This window comes from Pseudomonadota bacterium, assembly GCA_026388315.1.
Lineage (GTDB): Bacteria > Desulfobacterota > Syntrophorhabdia > Syntrophorhabdales > Syntrophorhabdaceae > MWEV01.
The window spans coordinates 33654-50534 of record JAPLKA010000128.1 but is presented as its reverse complement, the minus strand read 5'-3'; the positions used below and the strand labels follow the sequence as shown (position 1 = coordinate 50534).

At 45.2% G+C, this 16881-nt stretch carries 12 protein-coding genes and 1 pseudogene; 3 read left to right on the top strand and 10 right to left on the bottom strand.

Going from position 1 to position 16881, the window contains the following annotated elements:
- Positions 1 to 20 precede the first annotated feature (20 nt).
- The 10 genes and pseudogenes from NTX75_18535 to NTX75_18490 form a co-directional block, all read right to left on the bottom strand.
- Positions 21 to 1394 carry an FAD-binding protein gene (locus NTX75_18535; protein MCX5818213.1) on the bottom strand — a complete coding sequence of 458 codons (1374 nt, stop codon included), beginning with the start codon at positions 1392 to 1394 and terminating at the stop codon, positions 21 to 23.
- Between the two features lie 184 nt (positions 1395 to 1578).
- The gene (locus NTX75_18530) at positions 1579 to 1956 is read right to left on the bottom strand and encodes a response regulator (protein MCX5818212.1); all 378 of its coding nucleotides are present in this window, start codon (positions 1954 to 1956) and stop codon (positions 1579 to 1581) included.
- A 1-nt stretch (position 1957) separates the two neighbouring features.
- On the bottom strand, positions 1958 to 3307 hold the full coding sequence (locus tag NTX75_18525) for an HD domain-containing protein (GenBank protein MCX5818211.1): 1350 nt from the start codon (positions 3305 to 3307) through the stop codon (positions 1958 to 1960).
- Between the two features lie 34 nt (positions 3308 to 3341).
- Positions 3342 to 4064, bottom strand: a pseudogene (locus NTX75_18520) (HAMP domain-containing sensor histidine kinase).
- A 489-nt stretch (positions 4065 to 4553) separates the two neighbouring features.
- Complete coding sequence (gene ilvD, locus NTX75_18515) at positions 4554 to 6224, bottom strand: dihydroxy-acid dehydratase (GenBank protein ID MCX5818210.1); 1671 nt, start codon at positions 6222 to 6224, stop codon at positions 4554 to 4556.
- A 398-nt stretch (positions 6225 to 6622) separates the two neighbouring features.
- Positions 6623 to 7456: an epoxyqueuosine reductase gene (locus NTX75_18510; GenBank protein MCX5818209.1), complete on the bottom strand. Its 834-nt coding sequence runs from the start codon at positions 7454 to 7456 to the stop codon at positions 6623 to 6625.
- On the bottom strand, positions 7453 to 7686 hold the full coding sequence (locus tag NTX75_18505; GenBank protein ID MCX5818208.1) for a hypothetical protein: 234 nt from the start codon (positions 7684 to 7686) through the stop codon (positions 7453 to 7455). Before NTX75_18505 ends, NTX75_18510 begins: the two co-directional genes overlap by 4 nt.
- Before the next feature lie 118 nt (positions 7687 to 7804).
- Complete coding sequence (gene lspA / locus NTX75_18500; protein ID MCX5818207.1) at positions 7805 to 8290, bottom strand: signal peptidase II; 486 nt, start codon at positions 8288 to 8290, stop codon at positions 7805 to 7807.
- The gene (gene ileS / locus NTX75_18495; protein MCX5818206.1) at positions 8263 to 11019 is read right to left on the bottom strand and encodes an isoleucine--tRNA ligase; all 2757 of its coding nucleotides are present in this window, start codon (positions 11017 to 11019) and stop codon (positions 8263 to 8265) included. Before ileS ends, lspA begins: the two co-directional genes overlap by 28 nt.
- 385 nt (positions 11020 to 11404) lie before the next feature.
- On the bottom strand, positions 11405 to 11650 hold the full coding sequence (locus NTX75_18490) for a hypothetical protein (GenBank protein MCX5818205.1): 246 nt from the start codon (positions 11648 to 11650) through the stop codon (positions 11405 to 11407).
- A 231-nt stretch (positions 11651 to 11881) separates the two neighbouring features.
- Here NTX75_18490 and NTX75_18485 point away from each other — a divergent pair, with 231 nt between their 5' ends.
- From NTX75_18485 to NTX75_18475, 3 genes are all read left to right on the top strand, one after another.
- On the top strand, positions 11882 to 13441 hold the full coding sequence (locus NTX75_18485) for a fused MFS/spermidine synthase (GenBank protein MCX5818204.1): 1560 nt from the start codon (positions 11882 to 11884) through the stop codon (positions 13439 to 13441).
- A 744-nt stretch (positions 13442 to 14185) separates the two neighbouring features.
- Complete coding sequence (locus tag NTX75_18480; protein ID MCX5818203.1) at positions 14186 to 15961, top strand: TIGR03768 family metallophosphoesterase; 1776 nt, start codon at positions 14186 to 14188, stop codon at positions 15959 to 15961.
- Positions 15962 to 16043: 82 nt separating this feature from the next.
- On the top strand, positions 16044 to 16865 hold the full coding sequence (locus NTX75_18475) for a hypothetical protein (protein MCX5818202.1): 822 nt from the start codon (positions 16044 to 16046) through the stop codon (positions 16863 to 16865).
- Positions 16866 to 16881: the final 16 nt, after the last annotated feature.

Genomic DNA, 16881 nt, shown 5'->3' with positions numbered 1-16881 from the left:
GAGATACAAGGTTGATACATTCACACCGCAAATATTTTGCCAGGATTGAGGATATTATTCGGATCAAAAAGCCTTTTAATCTTTTTCATGGTGTTCATCACCTCAGGCGAAAGTTCCATCCCCAGATAGGCTGCCTTGGAAAGACCTATCCCGTGTTCGCCTGAGAGGGTACCGCCGAGCCTTATTGTTTCAGTAAAAATCTCTTTTACCGCCTCTTCCGCCTTTTCTCTGTCTTCAGGGGTATCTTTGATCATGATGCTCACATGAAAATTCCCGTCGCCTGCATGTCCAAAGCTCAAAATCGGGATGCCAAACCTCTTCTCCATCTCTTCAAGCGCCCGGATGAGGGTCGGAATTTTGGAGCGCGGCACCACCACATCCTCAGCTATCTTCACAGGATTCAAATTATATGTTGCCTGGGAAAGGGTCCGTCTCGCCTTCCATAGCGTATCCGCTTCCTTCGGGTCCTGAGTCATGGTACACTGAACAGCATTCTTCTCAAGAATAATCTTCTGTACCTTTTTGGCCTGTGATTGAATGGATTCATTGTCACCATCAACCTCAATCAGCAACAATCCCCCTAATCCTTCAGGAAAACCCATGGGATTTGCCTGCTCACTGCATTTAATAGATGCCTTATCCATGAATTCAATGGCTGATGGTACAATCCGGGCGGCAATTATAGCAGAAACTGACTCTGCTGCCTCTTCTACCTCTCTGAAAAGGGCCAGTATCGTTGCCTTTGCTTCAGGCAGGGGGACGAGCTTTAAAATAATCTTTGTGATAACACCCAAAGTACCCTCACTCCCCACAAAAAGCCTCGTTAAGTCGTAACCGACCACACCCTTCATGGTTTTTACACCGGTATTTATAATCTCACCGGTAGGTTGGACAACCTCCAGTCCAAGGACATAATCCCTCGTAACACCATACTTCAATGAATTTGGCCCACCCGCACACTCAGCAGCATTTCCCCCTATACTTGAATACTTGTAAGAGGCCGGATCAGGGGGGTAGAAAAGTCCATACCTTGCCACTTCCTCCTGAATCTCGAAGGTGATTGCACCGGGCTCAACTATAGCAATAAGGTTTTCCGTGTCAATCTCGAGGATTTTGTTCATCCTTGTAAATACAAGTACAACACCTCCGTTCACAGGAACAGAACCGCCGGTAAGACCTGTCCCCTGCCCTCTCGGGATCACCGGGAATACATGCCTGTTTGCCAGGATGAGTATCTGCGAAACCTCTTCTGCAGAGGAAGGGAATACAACCATGTCCGGCGCTACGCCATCTGTCCTTGCATCGTATGAATAGCACTTTCTGTCCTCCAGCGCTGTAAGGGCATTTTTCTTTCCTACAATCTGTACTATTTCATCAATAATCTTAGCATCCATGTATCCACCTGCCTTCAGTTGTCAGGGATCAGGGGTCGGCTGTCAGTTGTCAAGAACTTCCTAACCCCTGTTTCCTGTCTTCAGCTTTTAGCTGTCAGTTGTCGGCTGTCAGTACGCAGGCTGAAGCCTGCGGCTACCTGACCCCTGCTTCCCGACCCCTGTCTTCTATTTTTCACTTTTCACTTTATACTAATCCCAACACTTCTCGTGCTTTTTTTAATACATCGTCGGGATTGAATGGCTTCGTCATATAGATGTCTGCACCTGACTTAATCCCCTGCTCCCTGTCTACTTCCTGTCCTTTTGCCGTGAGCATGATCATGTACAATTCCTTCATACCCAATTCATTTTTAACCTTGTTACACACCTCGAAACCGCTCATACCCGGCATCATCACATCGATGAAAATCAGTTCAGGTTTTTTTTCCTTAATGATGCTAAGGGCATCAATTCCATTGCTGGCGGTCAGTAACTCCACGCCCTCGTCTTCAAGCTCTTCCATGGTTTGTTCGAGGAGGAGCCTTATGTGGGGCTCATCGTCAACTATCAATATTCTTGGCATATTACGCCTCCAGACTTAGCGTTTTATTCTTTTCGTATACCCGCAAAAAGGCTGCAACCACGTCGGGATCAAGCTGTGTCCCGACATTCTTCTCGAGCTCTTCAAAGGTTTCATCAAAGGTTTTACAATATCCATATGGTCTGTTTGTTGTCATAGCATCGAATGTATCAGCAACAGAGATGATACGTGCAATCATATCTATGTCATCCTTTCTCAGCCCTTCCGGATAACCACTCCCGTCAAACCGCTCATGGTGCTGTTTTATGCCAGGGATGATGTTTTTAAGCTGTTTTATAGGCTTTAATATCTCTTCCCCATAAATTGGATGTTTTTTAATCTCCGCATATTCTTCATCGGTAAGCTTTCCGGTCTTGAGTAAAATCATATCTCTTATGCCTATCTTTCCGATATCATGGAGTATTGCAGCAAAAACAAGGCGCTGCATCTCTTCATCAGAAAGGCCAAGCTCATGTCCGATAAGGGTGCTATAGTTCATAACCCTCGTTATATGGCCACCCGTATAACGATCCCTCTTTTCAACTGTCTCAGCAAGTGTTTGTATCGTGGTAATAAAAGTTTCTCTTAAGTTTTCATAAAAGATTGCGTTTTCTATGGATACTGCCGCTTGCAGGGCAAGAGCAGAAAATAGTTTTAAATCCATCGATGAATATTGATACGGCACTTCGCTGCTTATATTGATGACTCCCAGAACCCTGTCGTTTATCTTCAAAGGGGCACACACCAAAGAAGAAACCTTGTTTTTCCCCGCTTTATATCTCGGATCGGAACTCACATCATTTATTATCTGGGCCTTTCCGCTCAGTATCACGCTACCAGCTATGCCCTCTCCTGCTTTCAGTTTGATTTTGGGATATACCTCACTCCCTGATGCAGCGATTATCTCCATCGTCTGCGATTCATCGTCAATCAACATAATCGATATGTTATCTCCATTAATAAATTTACGGGCCTCTTCAACTACTAATTGTCCGACCTCTTTTTTGCTCCGGCAGGTAGCTATCCTCTCTGTAAAATCGTAGAGCATCGCTAATTCCTTGTATTTGCTCAAAGCCTCCTGAGCTAAAACCTTCTTTTCAAATTCTGCATTTGCAAGGATATTGAGGAACGATGCTACAATCGATGCCATCTCATCACCTTTTACCCATCCTATTACCTCATCCCCGCATGTTATAGGAAAACTTGAAGAAGGGTGAATATCGTTACTACCTATGAGCACATTATTGGCGGCATCCTCTATCCTCAAGGAAAGTCTCAGCGAATTTATAACAGCATAAATGCACGAAACCACATCACCCTTGGAAAGAATCCTGCTGATTTTCACTTGGGCCATTTATACTTCCGCCTCCGGTTTATATTTGAGTACTGAGAGGCAAGGTGAATGAAAAGGAGCTTCCTTCGCCCGGCTCACTCTCAACCCAAATTTTTCCCCCATGATGTTCCACAATCTGTTTACATATGGTAAGGCCAAGACCTGTTCCCATAGGCTTACCCGTGAGTACATCACCTGCCTGTCTGAACTTTTCGAATATTTTTGCATGGTCTTCTTTCGGGATACCCATTCCGGAGTCGATTATGCTGATAACAATTTCGTCTTCTCTCCTGGCTGCCTTGCACTTTACGAAACCTTCTTCTGTAAATTTCGAGGCATTTGAAATGAGGTTTATCACTACCTGAATGACCCTGTCTCTATCTCCTGTCACTTCCGGCAGACCAGGCTCAACCTCTTTGATAAGATGGATTTTTCTCTCTTTGAAAAGCGCCATCGTTGCGGCCGTTGCATGGTCTACAACATCTTCCACGGAAAAAGGACTGCGTTTCCACTCAACCTTCCCCGCCTCCATCTTTGCAATATCGAGGAGATCATTTATCAATGTCGCCAATCTGTTACCTTCTGCTGCTATGATTTCAAGGTTATTGCTGACCTGTGAAATCACCTTTTGCACCTTTTTGTCGTCAGATGTAATCTGAGGGAAAATAGTCTCCTTCAATTTCTTCTTCGTGATCTCGGCAAATCCGAGAACCGAAGTAAGCGGTGTCCTCAGTTCATGAGATACCGTGGACAAAAAATCTGTCTTCATTTTGTCCATCTTTTGCAGCTCTTTATATGCAACCTGCAATTCCTCTTTCTGCTGAAAAAACCCGAGAATCATTGTGGCAAGCCTGCCGAATTCTGAACGGTCATTCTGGAGAGGCTTTATGGGCAATGGGTCTTCATTGTTCAGGCTTTTTTCGATTAAACTGAGGGGAACGTTTACCCACCTCGCTAAAGTGATGAAGAGAAAGATCATCAGGAGCGCTACAAAAATAATGCTCATCAGCATATTCCAGTTTGTTATTTCGAGTATCTTCTTCCAGAAGGCAGTATCAAAAGATTTGTATTCCGTGGACATGCCTTTTAGCTTCACGATTTCATTGTAAAGTAATAATTTCTCCTGCTCTTTTTCCAGATGGAGCTTATACGCCTGCTTCATCTGGATACTGTTCAGATAGAGGAGTCCCGTAATAAAGATAGCAATGACAAGGGTAAAAAGGATTAAGAGTTTAGCTTGAAGTTTCATTACAGAAGCATACCGTTATCAATCTTCATCCGTTTTAAAAACTGCCCCTGTGGCTGCGCTTGTTACCAGCCTTGCGTACCGTGCCATGTATCCTTCCTTAATTTTGGGCTCAGGTTTCTTCCATGCTGCCTTGCGTTTTTCCATCTCTTTCTCTGGAACATTGATATCGATTGTCTTTTTATTAAGATCGATTTCTATTTTGTCTCCATCTTTTACAAATGCAATGGGTCCGCCTTCAGCCGCCTCAGGGGATACATGGCCTACACAGAGACCTCTTGTACCACCCGAAAACCTCCCATCCGTGATTAGAGCACAGACGGTATCAAGCCCTCTTCCTGCAAGAATGCTTGTAGGCGTAAGCATTTCCCTCATGCCCGGTCCACCCTTTGGTCCCTCGTACCGTATGATCACCGCATCTCCGGCCCATATTTTTCCTTCCATGATTGCCGCCCCTGCCTCTTCCTCACTGTCAAACACACGTGCCTTGCCTTCGAAATGCCATATACTTTCTGATACTCCGATCCTCTTTACTATAGAGCCATCCGGTGCAAGGCTGCCGCTCAGCACAGCGAGACCGCCCTTATCATGGTAGGGACTATCGAGTGGTCTTATTACGGTTGTATCATTCACTGTCGCAAGTTTCAGAATGTCTCCTACCTTTCTTCCCTCAACCGTTAGACATTCTTTATGAATAAGGTTCTTTTTGGAAAGTTCTTTCATGATAGCAAATACCCCGCCTGCATCATCCAAATCTTCAAGGTGGTGAGAGCCTGCAGGGCTCATGTTACATAAGTGAGGCACCTTTTCAGAAATTTCGTCAAAAAGGGAAAGTTCTAATGTAATGTCTCCCTCGTGTGCTATAGCAGGAAGATGGAGTGCAGTATTTGAAGAACCGCCGAATGCCATATCCACTGTTATGGCATTCTTAAAGGCATCCCTTGTCATCACATCCCGTGGTTTAATGTCTTTCTTTATAAGCTCAAGAATTTTAATGCCCGCTCTTTTGGCAAGCCTTATCCTGTTTGAATGGACCGCAGGTATGGTGCCGTTGCCGGGAAGTGCAATACCCAGTGCCTCTGAGAGACAGTTCATGGAGTTTGCGGTAAACATGCCACTGCATGATCCCGCTCCGGGGCATGCGCACTCTTCCAGCTCATAGAGTTCCTCCTCAGTCATGTGGCCTCCTGCCACTTTTCCGACCCCTTCAAATACGGTTATGAGATCCACGATTTTCCCTTTATGCCGTCCGGCAAGCATAGGCCCTCCGCTTATCATGATGCAGGGGATATTCAGTCTCATTGCGGCCATCATCATCCCCGGAATTATCTTGTCGCAATTGGGAATCAAAACAAGACCATCAAATGGGTATGCCTTTGCCATAACCTCCACTGAGTCGCATATCAATTCTCTTGAACCCAGGGAGTATTTCATGCCCTCATGGCCCATAGCGATACCATCACAGATCCCTATGGTCGAAAATTCCATAGGCGTTCCGCCAGCCATCCTTACGCCGTCTTTAACGGCCTGACAAATCTTATCAAGGTGCATATGTCCGGGGATTAAATCATTTGCAGAATTGACAACACCGACTATGTGCTGTTCAAGCTCCTCCCTGAGGTAACCCAAAGCGTTCAGAAGACTCCTGTGGGGCGCTTTCTCAATCCCCTTTTTCATTCTATCCGATCTCATCATGTCCTCCACTAAGATAATGTAGAATTAAGAATGTAGAATGAAGAATATTGCTTCCTACATTAATACATGAAGATTATTACACAAGTGCATACTTTTCAATAAAATAGTTCAACCCGGATTTATCATTAGAATCACTATCGGTGTCGGATAATCCCTCGCAAACACGCTCATTCCGCTCCGGCGGCTCCATTCGCTCGCGTTCCGCTTCGGAACTTTTGCTTATGCAAAAGGCCAAGCTTCCTCGCCTCCACGACGGTTTGCTCCGGGATACCCCGACACCTTCCCAATGACAGATTTGGGTTCAGATGAGTTCTCTTCGTGATAATGAAGGCTATTCCCCTTGAACCCTTGACCCCTTACCCCTTTCACTATTCACAATTTACGGTTTACGGTTTTTACGGTATAGTCCGTTCGCATGGGACCTTCGTCTGGCAGAGGCCGCACCCTGCTATGGAGACTTCATATTTCTCATTGACTGCCGGACTGATTTTTTCACGGCTGTATTGAAAACATAAATCTTTATTATGGCCGTTTTCGGTAATTGCACCTGCCGGACAACGTTTTATACATACACCGCATGTACCTGCATTCTTTTTCAAACAATAGTCGTAAACACCCTTGTAAGGTCTTACAACAGGCTCAAGCTCGAGTTCTGTAATAATACTTCCGACACGGTGGGCGGCAATCCCTCTAACGGTTATAAGGCCATCACTGAGGCTGAAAGTACCCAATCCAGCGGCATATGCAGCATGCCTCTCGGACCATCTTGATGCATGTCCAACCCTGTGGTCATAAAGACGCTCCCACTTTCTGCTTAATGACGGCGCAACACTCCTGTATCCCATCTCCTTCAAAAAATCCGTCACATGTCTTTTTAATTCGTTGTTGAAAAACTCTCCATAGTACCGTGTATGTGCCCATTCCCTGGAAGGAAAAAGTTTTTGCCTTCTGTTGCTTTTAATAACGGTGTCACTTATCGGCAGAATCCAACTGATCACCGTTAGTGTGCTTCTCGTTAAGCTTCCGTCCCCGAATTCATCTTCAAAAACTTCTTTCGGAGTAAAATGAAATTCCCCGATAATGTTCTTGTATTCCTGAAAAAGAGGGTCAAACCCACTGGCAAAACCCACGAGCGGCTCATCAAAATATCCGGCATCACCGGTTTTTAAGCGATTATGCCCTGATAAAACGGTAAATTCTCTGATTTCTTTTATGATGGTATCTTTCATGCTCTTTTATACTTCTCATTCAATAATCTTTTAAAACGCTGCATGTACATGATATCAAAGGCTTCGTCTTTGCCTGGGAATAATTTCAACGCATGTTTCCTAACGCCTTCCACAATTGCAATGGCCTCATCATGGGAGACATCCTGCGACCGGATATACTCAATGGCAAAATCCACAATAAAGCGCAGCCGCCTCAATTTCTTTTCCTCTTCAAGTAATTCGTCATCCATCTGATAACCTCAAATTTCAAACACCAAGCACCAAGCACCAAATTCCAAATAAGCACAAATATACAAAATTCAAATTAACAAAGTTTAGAATTTAGATATTGGGATTTAGGATTTATTTTCATGCCTTCCTCGTCCTTCGGGCCTTTCTCAACGAATCTGTCAGCTCCACGTACAACCACAGGCATATCCCGAATGAGATGGAAATATCCGCCACATTGAATGCCGGCCAGTGGTACCTGTTATAATAGAAATCTAAAAAATCTACCACATACCCTTGCGCTAATCTGTCATATATATTGCCAATAGCGCCCGAGAGTATGCAGACTAATGAGAACTTTTTCGAGAATTCAAAATGATAGGCAAGGACAACGTAAATCAGAACCCCGATAATAGCGAGAGGGAGGAGCGTAAAGATATATTTTGCAAAGGGGTGCTGTGATAACAGGCTGAAAGCCCCGCCATAATTTCTTGCATGGACTATTGAAAAAAATGGGGTAATGGTGATACTCCCGAGATAATCGACATCTTGAACAATGAGTATCTTCGTGAGCCTGTCAATGAGAAAGATTGCCGGGACTACAAGGAAGACAAGATACTTTCGCATCTCTTACACACGCGGGGGAATTTTTCAGAAATAGTCATTTCCGTCGTATACTGCCAGCATCGTTCGCATTTTTCACCCTCTGCCTTCCGGACGGCAATGTCTACCTCATCCCCTTGTTGAAGTTCGACCTGAGACACAATAATAATATCTTTCAGTTCTTCGCCCACTTTTTTTAATAAAAGGTACTCATTTTCCGGCAGAGTGATAACAACTTTGGCATCAAGGGAATGGCCTATCACCTTTTCCACTCTTTTCTCTTCAATCTTTTTATTGATCAGCTCCCTCATGTCCCATATCTTTGCCCATTCTTCCTCGATTTCCGTATTGATGTATTCCTTCCGCACTGATGGGAATGTTGCGAGGAACACGCTCTCTTCCTTTACATAACCTCTTAGATATGACCACATTTCTTCAGCGGTGGATGACAATACAGGCGCCAGAAGTTTCACAAATGAAATGAGCGTTTCAAGAATCACCGTCTGGGATGCCCTTCTTTTTACAGCATTTTTGTTTTCCACATATATCCTGTCCTTTACAATGTCGAGATAGAGCGCACTCAGGTCTACAGCACAGAAATTGTGCAGACTATGATAGATTGTATGGAAGGAATAATCATTGTAGGCATTGGAAACCCTGTCAATAAGCCTGTTCAGCCTCGACAGCATCCATTTGTCAAGGGATGACAGCTTTTCATATGGCACAGCATCGGTTTCAGGGTTAAAGTCATCGTTTATATTCGCATGGAGGAATCTCAACGTATTCCGTATCCTCCTGTATGTTTCGATGAGCCGGTTTATAATATCCTTGGAAATCTTTATATCATCTCTGTAATCTTCATAGGTAACCCAGAGCCGCAAGATCTCTGCTCCGTATTTCTCGATAATCTCCTCAGGGGCGATAACGTTCCCAAGAGATTTGGACATCTTCCGCCCTGTGCCATCCACAACGAAACCGTGTGTCAGCACGGTTTTATAGGGGGCATGGCGCTCATTGCCCACAGATGTCAAAAGTGAGCTGTGAAACCATCCGCGGTGCTGGTCGCTCCCTTCAAGGTACATATCTGCCGGATATTTCAGCTCTCCCCTCTTCTTGCACACAGCAGCCCAGCTCACACCGGAATCAAACCAAACATCAGTAATGTCTTCTTCTTTGATAAACGTCCCATTGCCACAATGGCCACATTTGGCATCTCCGGGCAGAAAAAAGGACGATTCCTTCTCGAACCACACGTCGGCGCCGTATTCCCTGACTGCCTTGATTACGTTCTGGAATGTTTCTTTGCTCCAGAATGGCTCCCCGCACTGTTCGCAGTAAAAAATTGTAATAGGAATGCCCCACGTTCTCTGGCGTGAAATGCACCAGTCCGGCCTCATAAGAAGCATGTTGTATATGCGGTCCCTTCCCCATGAGGGTACCCATTCCACCCTGTCTATCTCAGCAAGTCCGTTCTGCCTTAATCCGTTCCTGTCAAGGGATATAAACCACTGCTCCGTTGCCCTGAAAATTACCGGCTTTTTGCACCGCCAGCAATGAGGGTAGGAATGCTCGATCTCCTCCTTGTGCAGGAGCCGGCCAAGTTCTTCCAGCTTCTTTATGACATGAGGATTGCTGTCGAATACATTCATCCCCCTAAAAAATTCAACTTCATCAATGAATTCGCCCTTGCCATTCACCGGCGAATAGACATCAAGCCCATATTCAAGCCCAGTCTCGTAGTCTTCCTCGCCATGCCCCGGCGCAATGTGGACAGACCCTGTTCCTGTATCATTCGCCACATAATCAGCAAATACGATTACAGAATCCCTCTCCACAAAGGGATGTCTGAACTTGAGCCCCTTCAGCCTTTCAGGCTCAATCTCTTCTATTACCTTACAATCTTTTATGCCTGCCCGTGCGGTGATGTCTTCGAGCAGGTCTTTCAGCACGATCAACACGGCATCTTCTGTTTCAACGGAGATGTATGTAAAATCAGGATTTATTGCTATGGCCAGGTTTGCAGGCAGCGTCCAGGGCGTTGTCGTCCATATAAGCATAAAAACCGGTTTTTCCGGATAATTTGGAAACGTCTCTTTTCTCTCGCCAATATAAGGGAATTTTACATAAATAGAGTTGGACTTCTTTGTTTCATATTCTATTTCAGCCTCTGCAAGGGCCGTCATGCAGCTCATACACCAGTGAACGGGTTTTTTCTTTCTATACACCTCGCCCCTCTCGAAGAACTTTTGCAACTCCTCGATAATGGTCGACTGGTAATCGTAATCCATTGTTATATAAGGATGTTCCCAATCTCCTAAAACCCCGAGCCTTTTAAACTCATTTCTCTGTATATCGATGAAACCTTCTGCGTAAGCCCTGCATTTATGCCGTATCTCCAGTTTTGACAAAGAAAGCTTCTTTTCTTTGGTCTGCTTTTCTATCTGATGTTCTATGGGCAATCCATGACAGTCCCAGCCGGGCACATAGTCTGACCTGTAGCCGGACATGAATTTTGACTTGATAATAATGTCTTTGAGAATCTTGTTCAGCGCTGTGCCGAGATGGATGTTCCCGTTCGCATAGGGAGGACCGTCATGGAGAATAAAAGAAGGGCTGTCCTTGCTCTTCCAGACAAGCTTCTGATAAACCTTATTTTCTTCCCAGAATTTCAGCATCTCCTTTTCCTTAACAGGCAGGTTTCCCCTCATGGGAAAAGGTGTTTTTGGCAGATTCAATGTGTCTTTGTAGTCCATAGTGTTGTTTGACCTCTTTTAAATTAAGCTGTTAGCTGTCGTTAAAATTAGCACAAAGGGGCTATCTATTCAAGAAGAATGAGAAATTTAGAAGGTAATTAACTGGCTTTAAATGCCTATGGTCTTTGCTGTCAGCTATGAATGCTGCCCCGATCTTATAAAGGCAGTGAATGGTGGATAGTTAAACCTCCATATAATAATGCAAACCATCTCAAATCAACGCAGCGATTTTATCTGTTATTAACTTCGGGCGCCTATTGTGCAAAAAAAAAGCAGTTGTAGACACAGTGTCTACAACTGCTGAAATATGCTAAAAAGCCAAACCAGACCTTGTTATATGAAGGTTTCACATCTCGCGCGGAGTCACGCCGGAAACAACCTCGGCCTAATCTTCGTCTTTCTTGGCCTTCTTGGCCGACTTCTTAGCTGGTTTTTTATCTTCCTTCTTATCCTTCTTAGCCTTCTTTGCCTTTTTCGGCGCATCTCCTTCATCCTGAGCAAACATCTGTTTTTGTGCTCCTGCCTGCTGAGATTCAGTTTGTGAGGTTTGGGGTATTGTACGGGCAAAACTTTCCGTAGAACACACCATTGCAAAGGTAAATAATACTGCCAATAGGATCAGTTTTTTCATTGCTGCATGCCTCCTTATATTAAATTTCTCAATTGTACCGAGCTGTGTTTTTCATGTCAATATAATTTAAAATCATCTTAAAATTATCTGTGCAAGAAGCACGCAGGCAGGACAATTTTCCCATTGCATGGCTACAGTTTGATATGATATGTGGATATAATGCTTCCCGATCAAGGTAATCCGGCTGTACCCCCGGTGCAACTGTGAGAATCTCCGGGATCAGGGCAAACCATGAAGACTCTTGAATCCTACATTATCGTATTTATTGCCAGCCTCTGCACCATGGTAATAGAAATTATAGCAGGTCGCATGCTGGCCCCTTATCTCGGGGTGTCAATCTACACATGGACAAGCATCATAGGGGTAATTCTTGCGGGCATCAGCCTTGGTGCATATATCGGCGGTAAAATTGCCGACCGGTTTCCCCTGAGGAAGACCCTGGACATCATCCTCCTTGTGTCCGGCATTATGGTCCTTTTGATAGTGCCTATAACAGACCATGCTATGACATATGACATTCCTCTGCCGTTTATGGCAATGATTCTTCTCGTTACCGCAATCATCTTTTTTATCCCTGCGTGCGTATTGGGCACAATTTCCCCGGTGGCAGTGAGGCTGACCTTGAAAAACCTTTCCAGAACAGGCGATACAATCGGGAAGATGTATGCCTTTTCAACGCTGGGGGCCATCGCAGGTACTTTTGCTGCCGGCTTCTTTCTTGTGGGAACGGTAGACATGAGAGCAATCATCTTTTTCACAGGTGTTCTTTTAATCCTCATGGCAGCTCTGACGGGGGGGCTCCTGAGACCCATGAAGGTGCTCATAGTCTTTCTTATAGCCGCAATCCCTTCACTTTTTGTCCTCTATATGCTCGTCTATAGCGTTTCTCCTTTTCCAGGCGCCCATCTTTACAAAGAAAGCGCCTACTATACCATACTTGTCAACAAAGAGACCAGCGAAGACGGGGAGACCCCGGTCCTGTCAATGGCGCTCGACTATCTTGTTCATGCCTATATTGTGCCTTCTGATCCCTTCCACATGGAGTATGAATACGAACAGGTCTATGATGAAGTACTGAGGTGGAGATTCAAAAAGACCACACCTTTCAAGAGCCTCTCCATCGGGGGTGGCGGCTATGTCTTCCCAAGATACATGGAACTGCGATACCCGGAGGCGCAGATCGATGTGGTGGAGATAGACCCTGAGGTCACAAAAATAGCCTATAAACTACAAGAGATGGACAAAGGGACACGCATCAGATCATATAATACCGACGGTCGATGGTTTGTCATGAATTGCAGCGAAAAATACGATCTGATCCTGACAGACGCCTTCAATGACCTTTCTATACCTTACCACCTGACCACAAAGGAATTTGCTCAGCAGATTAAAAATATCCTGAATCCCGGCGGCATTGTCATGACAAACATCATTGATAAGCTTCTCGAAGGCTCTTTCCTCCCTTCCTATATCAGGACATTACGGGAAGTCTTTGGGGGGAAAAATGTCCATCTTATTTCGACAGAGCCTAACTTTAAACGCAAAAAGAGATCCACGTTTATCGTATTAGCAAGCACCGGCAATGTGGATATGAAAAGTTTTGAAGTCTACGCAAAGGCAAAGTGGAAGGATGATGTCACATCGGTAGTCGTTCCCGAAACCCTTGTGAATGATATGGTCCGGAACCGGCGCTCCGTTGTGATTACCGATGACTACGCACCGGTGGACAATCTCATTGCACCTGTCTTCAAGGAAAGATTCAGCGATACGAAGAGCAAAGGGAAACCATAGGGGGTCAGATATTAGGATGGCCCGTCCGTCCAAAGCCCATACCCCTGACAAAACAGATTGCCGTCTTACGATCCTTCAGATCATATATGGAGATGGACACCGTCCAGTATATGAAACCGGACTTTGAGATACTTCTTGATGATCTGCGGACTTTCTGTGCTTTGGTAGAGGAGCGGGTACAGACAACCCCAATGTCAGCACAGATGAAGGCACATCCACAACCGCTCGCGTGCTGTAGCCAAGCATTTGGTAAAGTTGACGAAACTACATACTTTCAATCGGAAACGAATGACGATCACCTTTATCGGGGCCCCGATTACTCCCGGGATGAATACATCCAATCATAACGCATCGTGAAAAAGAGGCAGCAATTTCTAAAGAGGATGAAAACTTCGGTATATCCGTCACGTATAAATCAACTCGCAACCCCGCATTTTGTGGCCAGTTTTTCATTGACATACAAGCGTGGCGACCCTATACTTCCTTTAACGGAAAGCAAGTTCTTATCAAATTTCAGGGGAAGATCAAATCAATATCAAAGGGTTACTATTGAAAAAAACGAAAATGCCCTGTGGATGATTAGATATTGTCAAAAGTTGAATGAAAAGTGGTTAATAACGTATGAAGGCAAGTGCATTAGCGGCAATTTATGAAATAGCTCGCACAGCGAGCGAGAAGGGAAGTCTCTTCGGGCTTTGCTCGAAGAGGGGGCGACGCAAGCCCCAGTAACGGAGGAGGAGTTTTATGAAATCATCTTATGAATACAAAAAGTTCTGTTTAGCCTTTTTAATGGGCACGCTGATTTTCTCTTCATCGGGATGTTCAAAAAGCGTCGTCAGAAATCAAAGTCAGCTCGAAGGATACCCGATTGTTTCCGATATTTCTACGACGCGCCAGAGGACGGTCATGCCTGCCCCAACACCTTCGGTGACGATTCTTCTTGATGAGGTTTCAAAATACAATCAATACGGCTATGGCGCCTGGAAGGATGGCAAAGGTATCGATGACGGAAAGCGAACCGATATCATGCCGGCTCTTTATGACGGTTCAGCCGTAACTAAAAAAGCAAAACTTTTGAATTTCTTTACCATAACCGACATCCATATCACCGACAAAGAATCTCCTTCTCAGTTGATCTATCTTCAACAATTGATTTACCCGTCGATGGGCAAAGCGCCATGGTCATTTGTTACTTCGATATATTCACCGATTATGCCGTATACAACTCATGTTCTCGACGCAGCCGTTCAGACGGTAAACGCCCTGCATAAAAAATCGCCGATTGATTTCGGCATCTCCCTGGGCGACACCTGCAACAGCACTCAGTACAACGAACTAAGGTGGTATATCGATGTCCTTGACGGCAAGGTCATCACCCCAAGTTCCGGTGCTCATGTCGGAGCCGACACCATCGATTATCAGAAGCCTTACAAGGCGGCAGGGCTTGATAAGACGATCCCCTGGTATCAGGCCCTCGGCAACCACGATCATTTCTGGATTGGTTCAATCCCTGTGAACGCATTCCTTCGACAATCATACATCAGCGACACGGTCATCGCTACGGGAGATGTCCTCGCCGACCCGAGAAACATAAGCAAACCTGATTACTATATGGGCGTACTCGATGGTTCGACTCCTTACGGTGACATTGTAGGCGCAGGACCTGTCGGAAAGTTCAGCAGCGCTCCGAAGGTTGTAGCCGATCCGGACCGCCGTTCACTTTTGAGAACGGAGTGGATGAAAGAATTTTTTACAACATCTTCAAATCCGGTCGGTCACGGTTTCAACTTGGTCGACCCCAACAAAGAAAAAGGCTTTGCCTGTTATAGCTTCGCGCCGAAGTCGAATATACCGATCAGGGTTATCGTGCTCGACGATACCCAAAGGGAAGACGATGGCTCTGTCGACATCCATGGGCACGGCTTTCTTGACCAGACACGTTATGCCTGGCTTAAAAAAGAACTTGCGGATGGTCAGGCTGCCGGTCAGCTCATGATCATCGCTGCGCACGTACCGATAGGCGTCGAAAAGTCCGGTTCCGAGCTTGGTTGGTGGAACGATAATAGAAATGCTGTATCCCAGACGGATCTGATTAATGAACTTCAAAAACATCCGAATTTCATCATGTGGATTGCTGGACATCGTCATTTAAATAACGTTAAAGCATTTTCCGGTACCACCCCTGAAAATAGTTTCTGGCAGGTTGAAACCTCATCATTAAGGGATTTCCCTCAGCAGTTCCGCACTTTTGAGATCTTCCTCAACAGCGACAATACAATTTCAATCGTCACGACCGACGTTGATCCGGCAGTCAAAGACGGAACACCCGCTGCGAAATCGCGTTCTTATGCTGTCGCAACGCAGCAGATAATCAATACTAATATATATACTAATAATCCAACCGGAGATCCAAGTATAAAGCCAATGCCCACCGGTTCGTACAATGCGGAGCTTGTGAAACAATTGAGCCCTGAAATGCAGGATAAGATTAAGAACTTAGGAACACCGATAGGCAAGTAATTATTTTTTTGGAGTAAAAAAGGCAAATGTACTTGGGGTTTTCCATGGGGAGCACTATAACCCAGAAATTGGAGGAATTGATATGAGAAACAAGGCAGCGTCGATATTATGCGTTCTGGCATTTGTGTTTGCTGCACTACCGGCTTACAGCCAAAACGCTCCACCACCGGGTTCCAGCCCAAACGTTTCAACAACTGAGAGTAGGTCTTCATCTACCGATGGAAACACGTGGGAATTCCGTCTTATCCCCTATGCCTGGCTGACCGCCATGGATACGAAGGCGACAGTCCGTAACTATACTGCAGACTCAAAAATAAACTTTTCGGATATTCTTCGAGATATGGATTTAGCAGGCCAGGTACACTTTGAGGCTCAAAAAGGGAAATGGGGATTCTTTATTGACCCAACCTACCTGAAGCTGTCTCAAAGCGGGACACTCAAAGATGGCAGAGATGTGAGAATGCAGGTTGAACAGTGGCTGGTCGAGTTCGGTGGAACATACCAACTCGGAAAGTGGTCTCTTGAGGAAAAAGGGAAACGGTCAATAACCGTTGACGCCCTGGGAGGCGGTCGTTTCTGGTATTTAAGCGCCAACCTGGATACGAGCAGCACCATAAATCCTTCTAAGACAACCCAGTGGCTTGACCCATTCATCGGTGGCTGTCTCACTGCAGATATCACAGAAAAACTGTTATTTAACATACGGGGTGATGTTGGAGGCTTTAGCGTCGGCTCTGATTTCAGTTGGAATGCACTGGGTGTATTCGGCTATCGTTTTACAAAAGACATTACTGGCTTACTTGGATACCGGGCTCTCTATGTGGACTACAAGGCGGGGACAAGCAGTATCAGATACAATATGACTATCCATGGTCCTATAATGGGGCTGGCCTTTGCATTTTAGAGAACTTGCGTTGTGA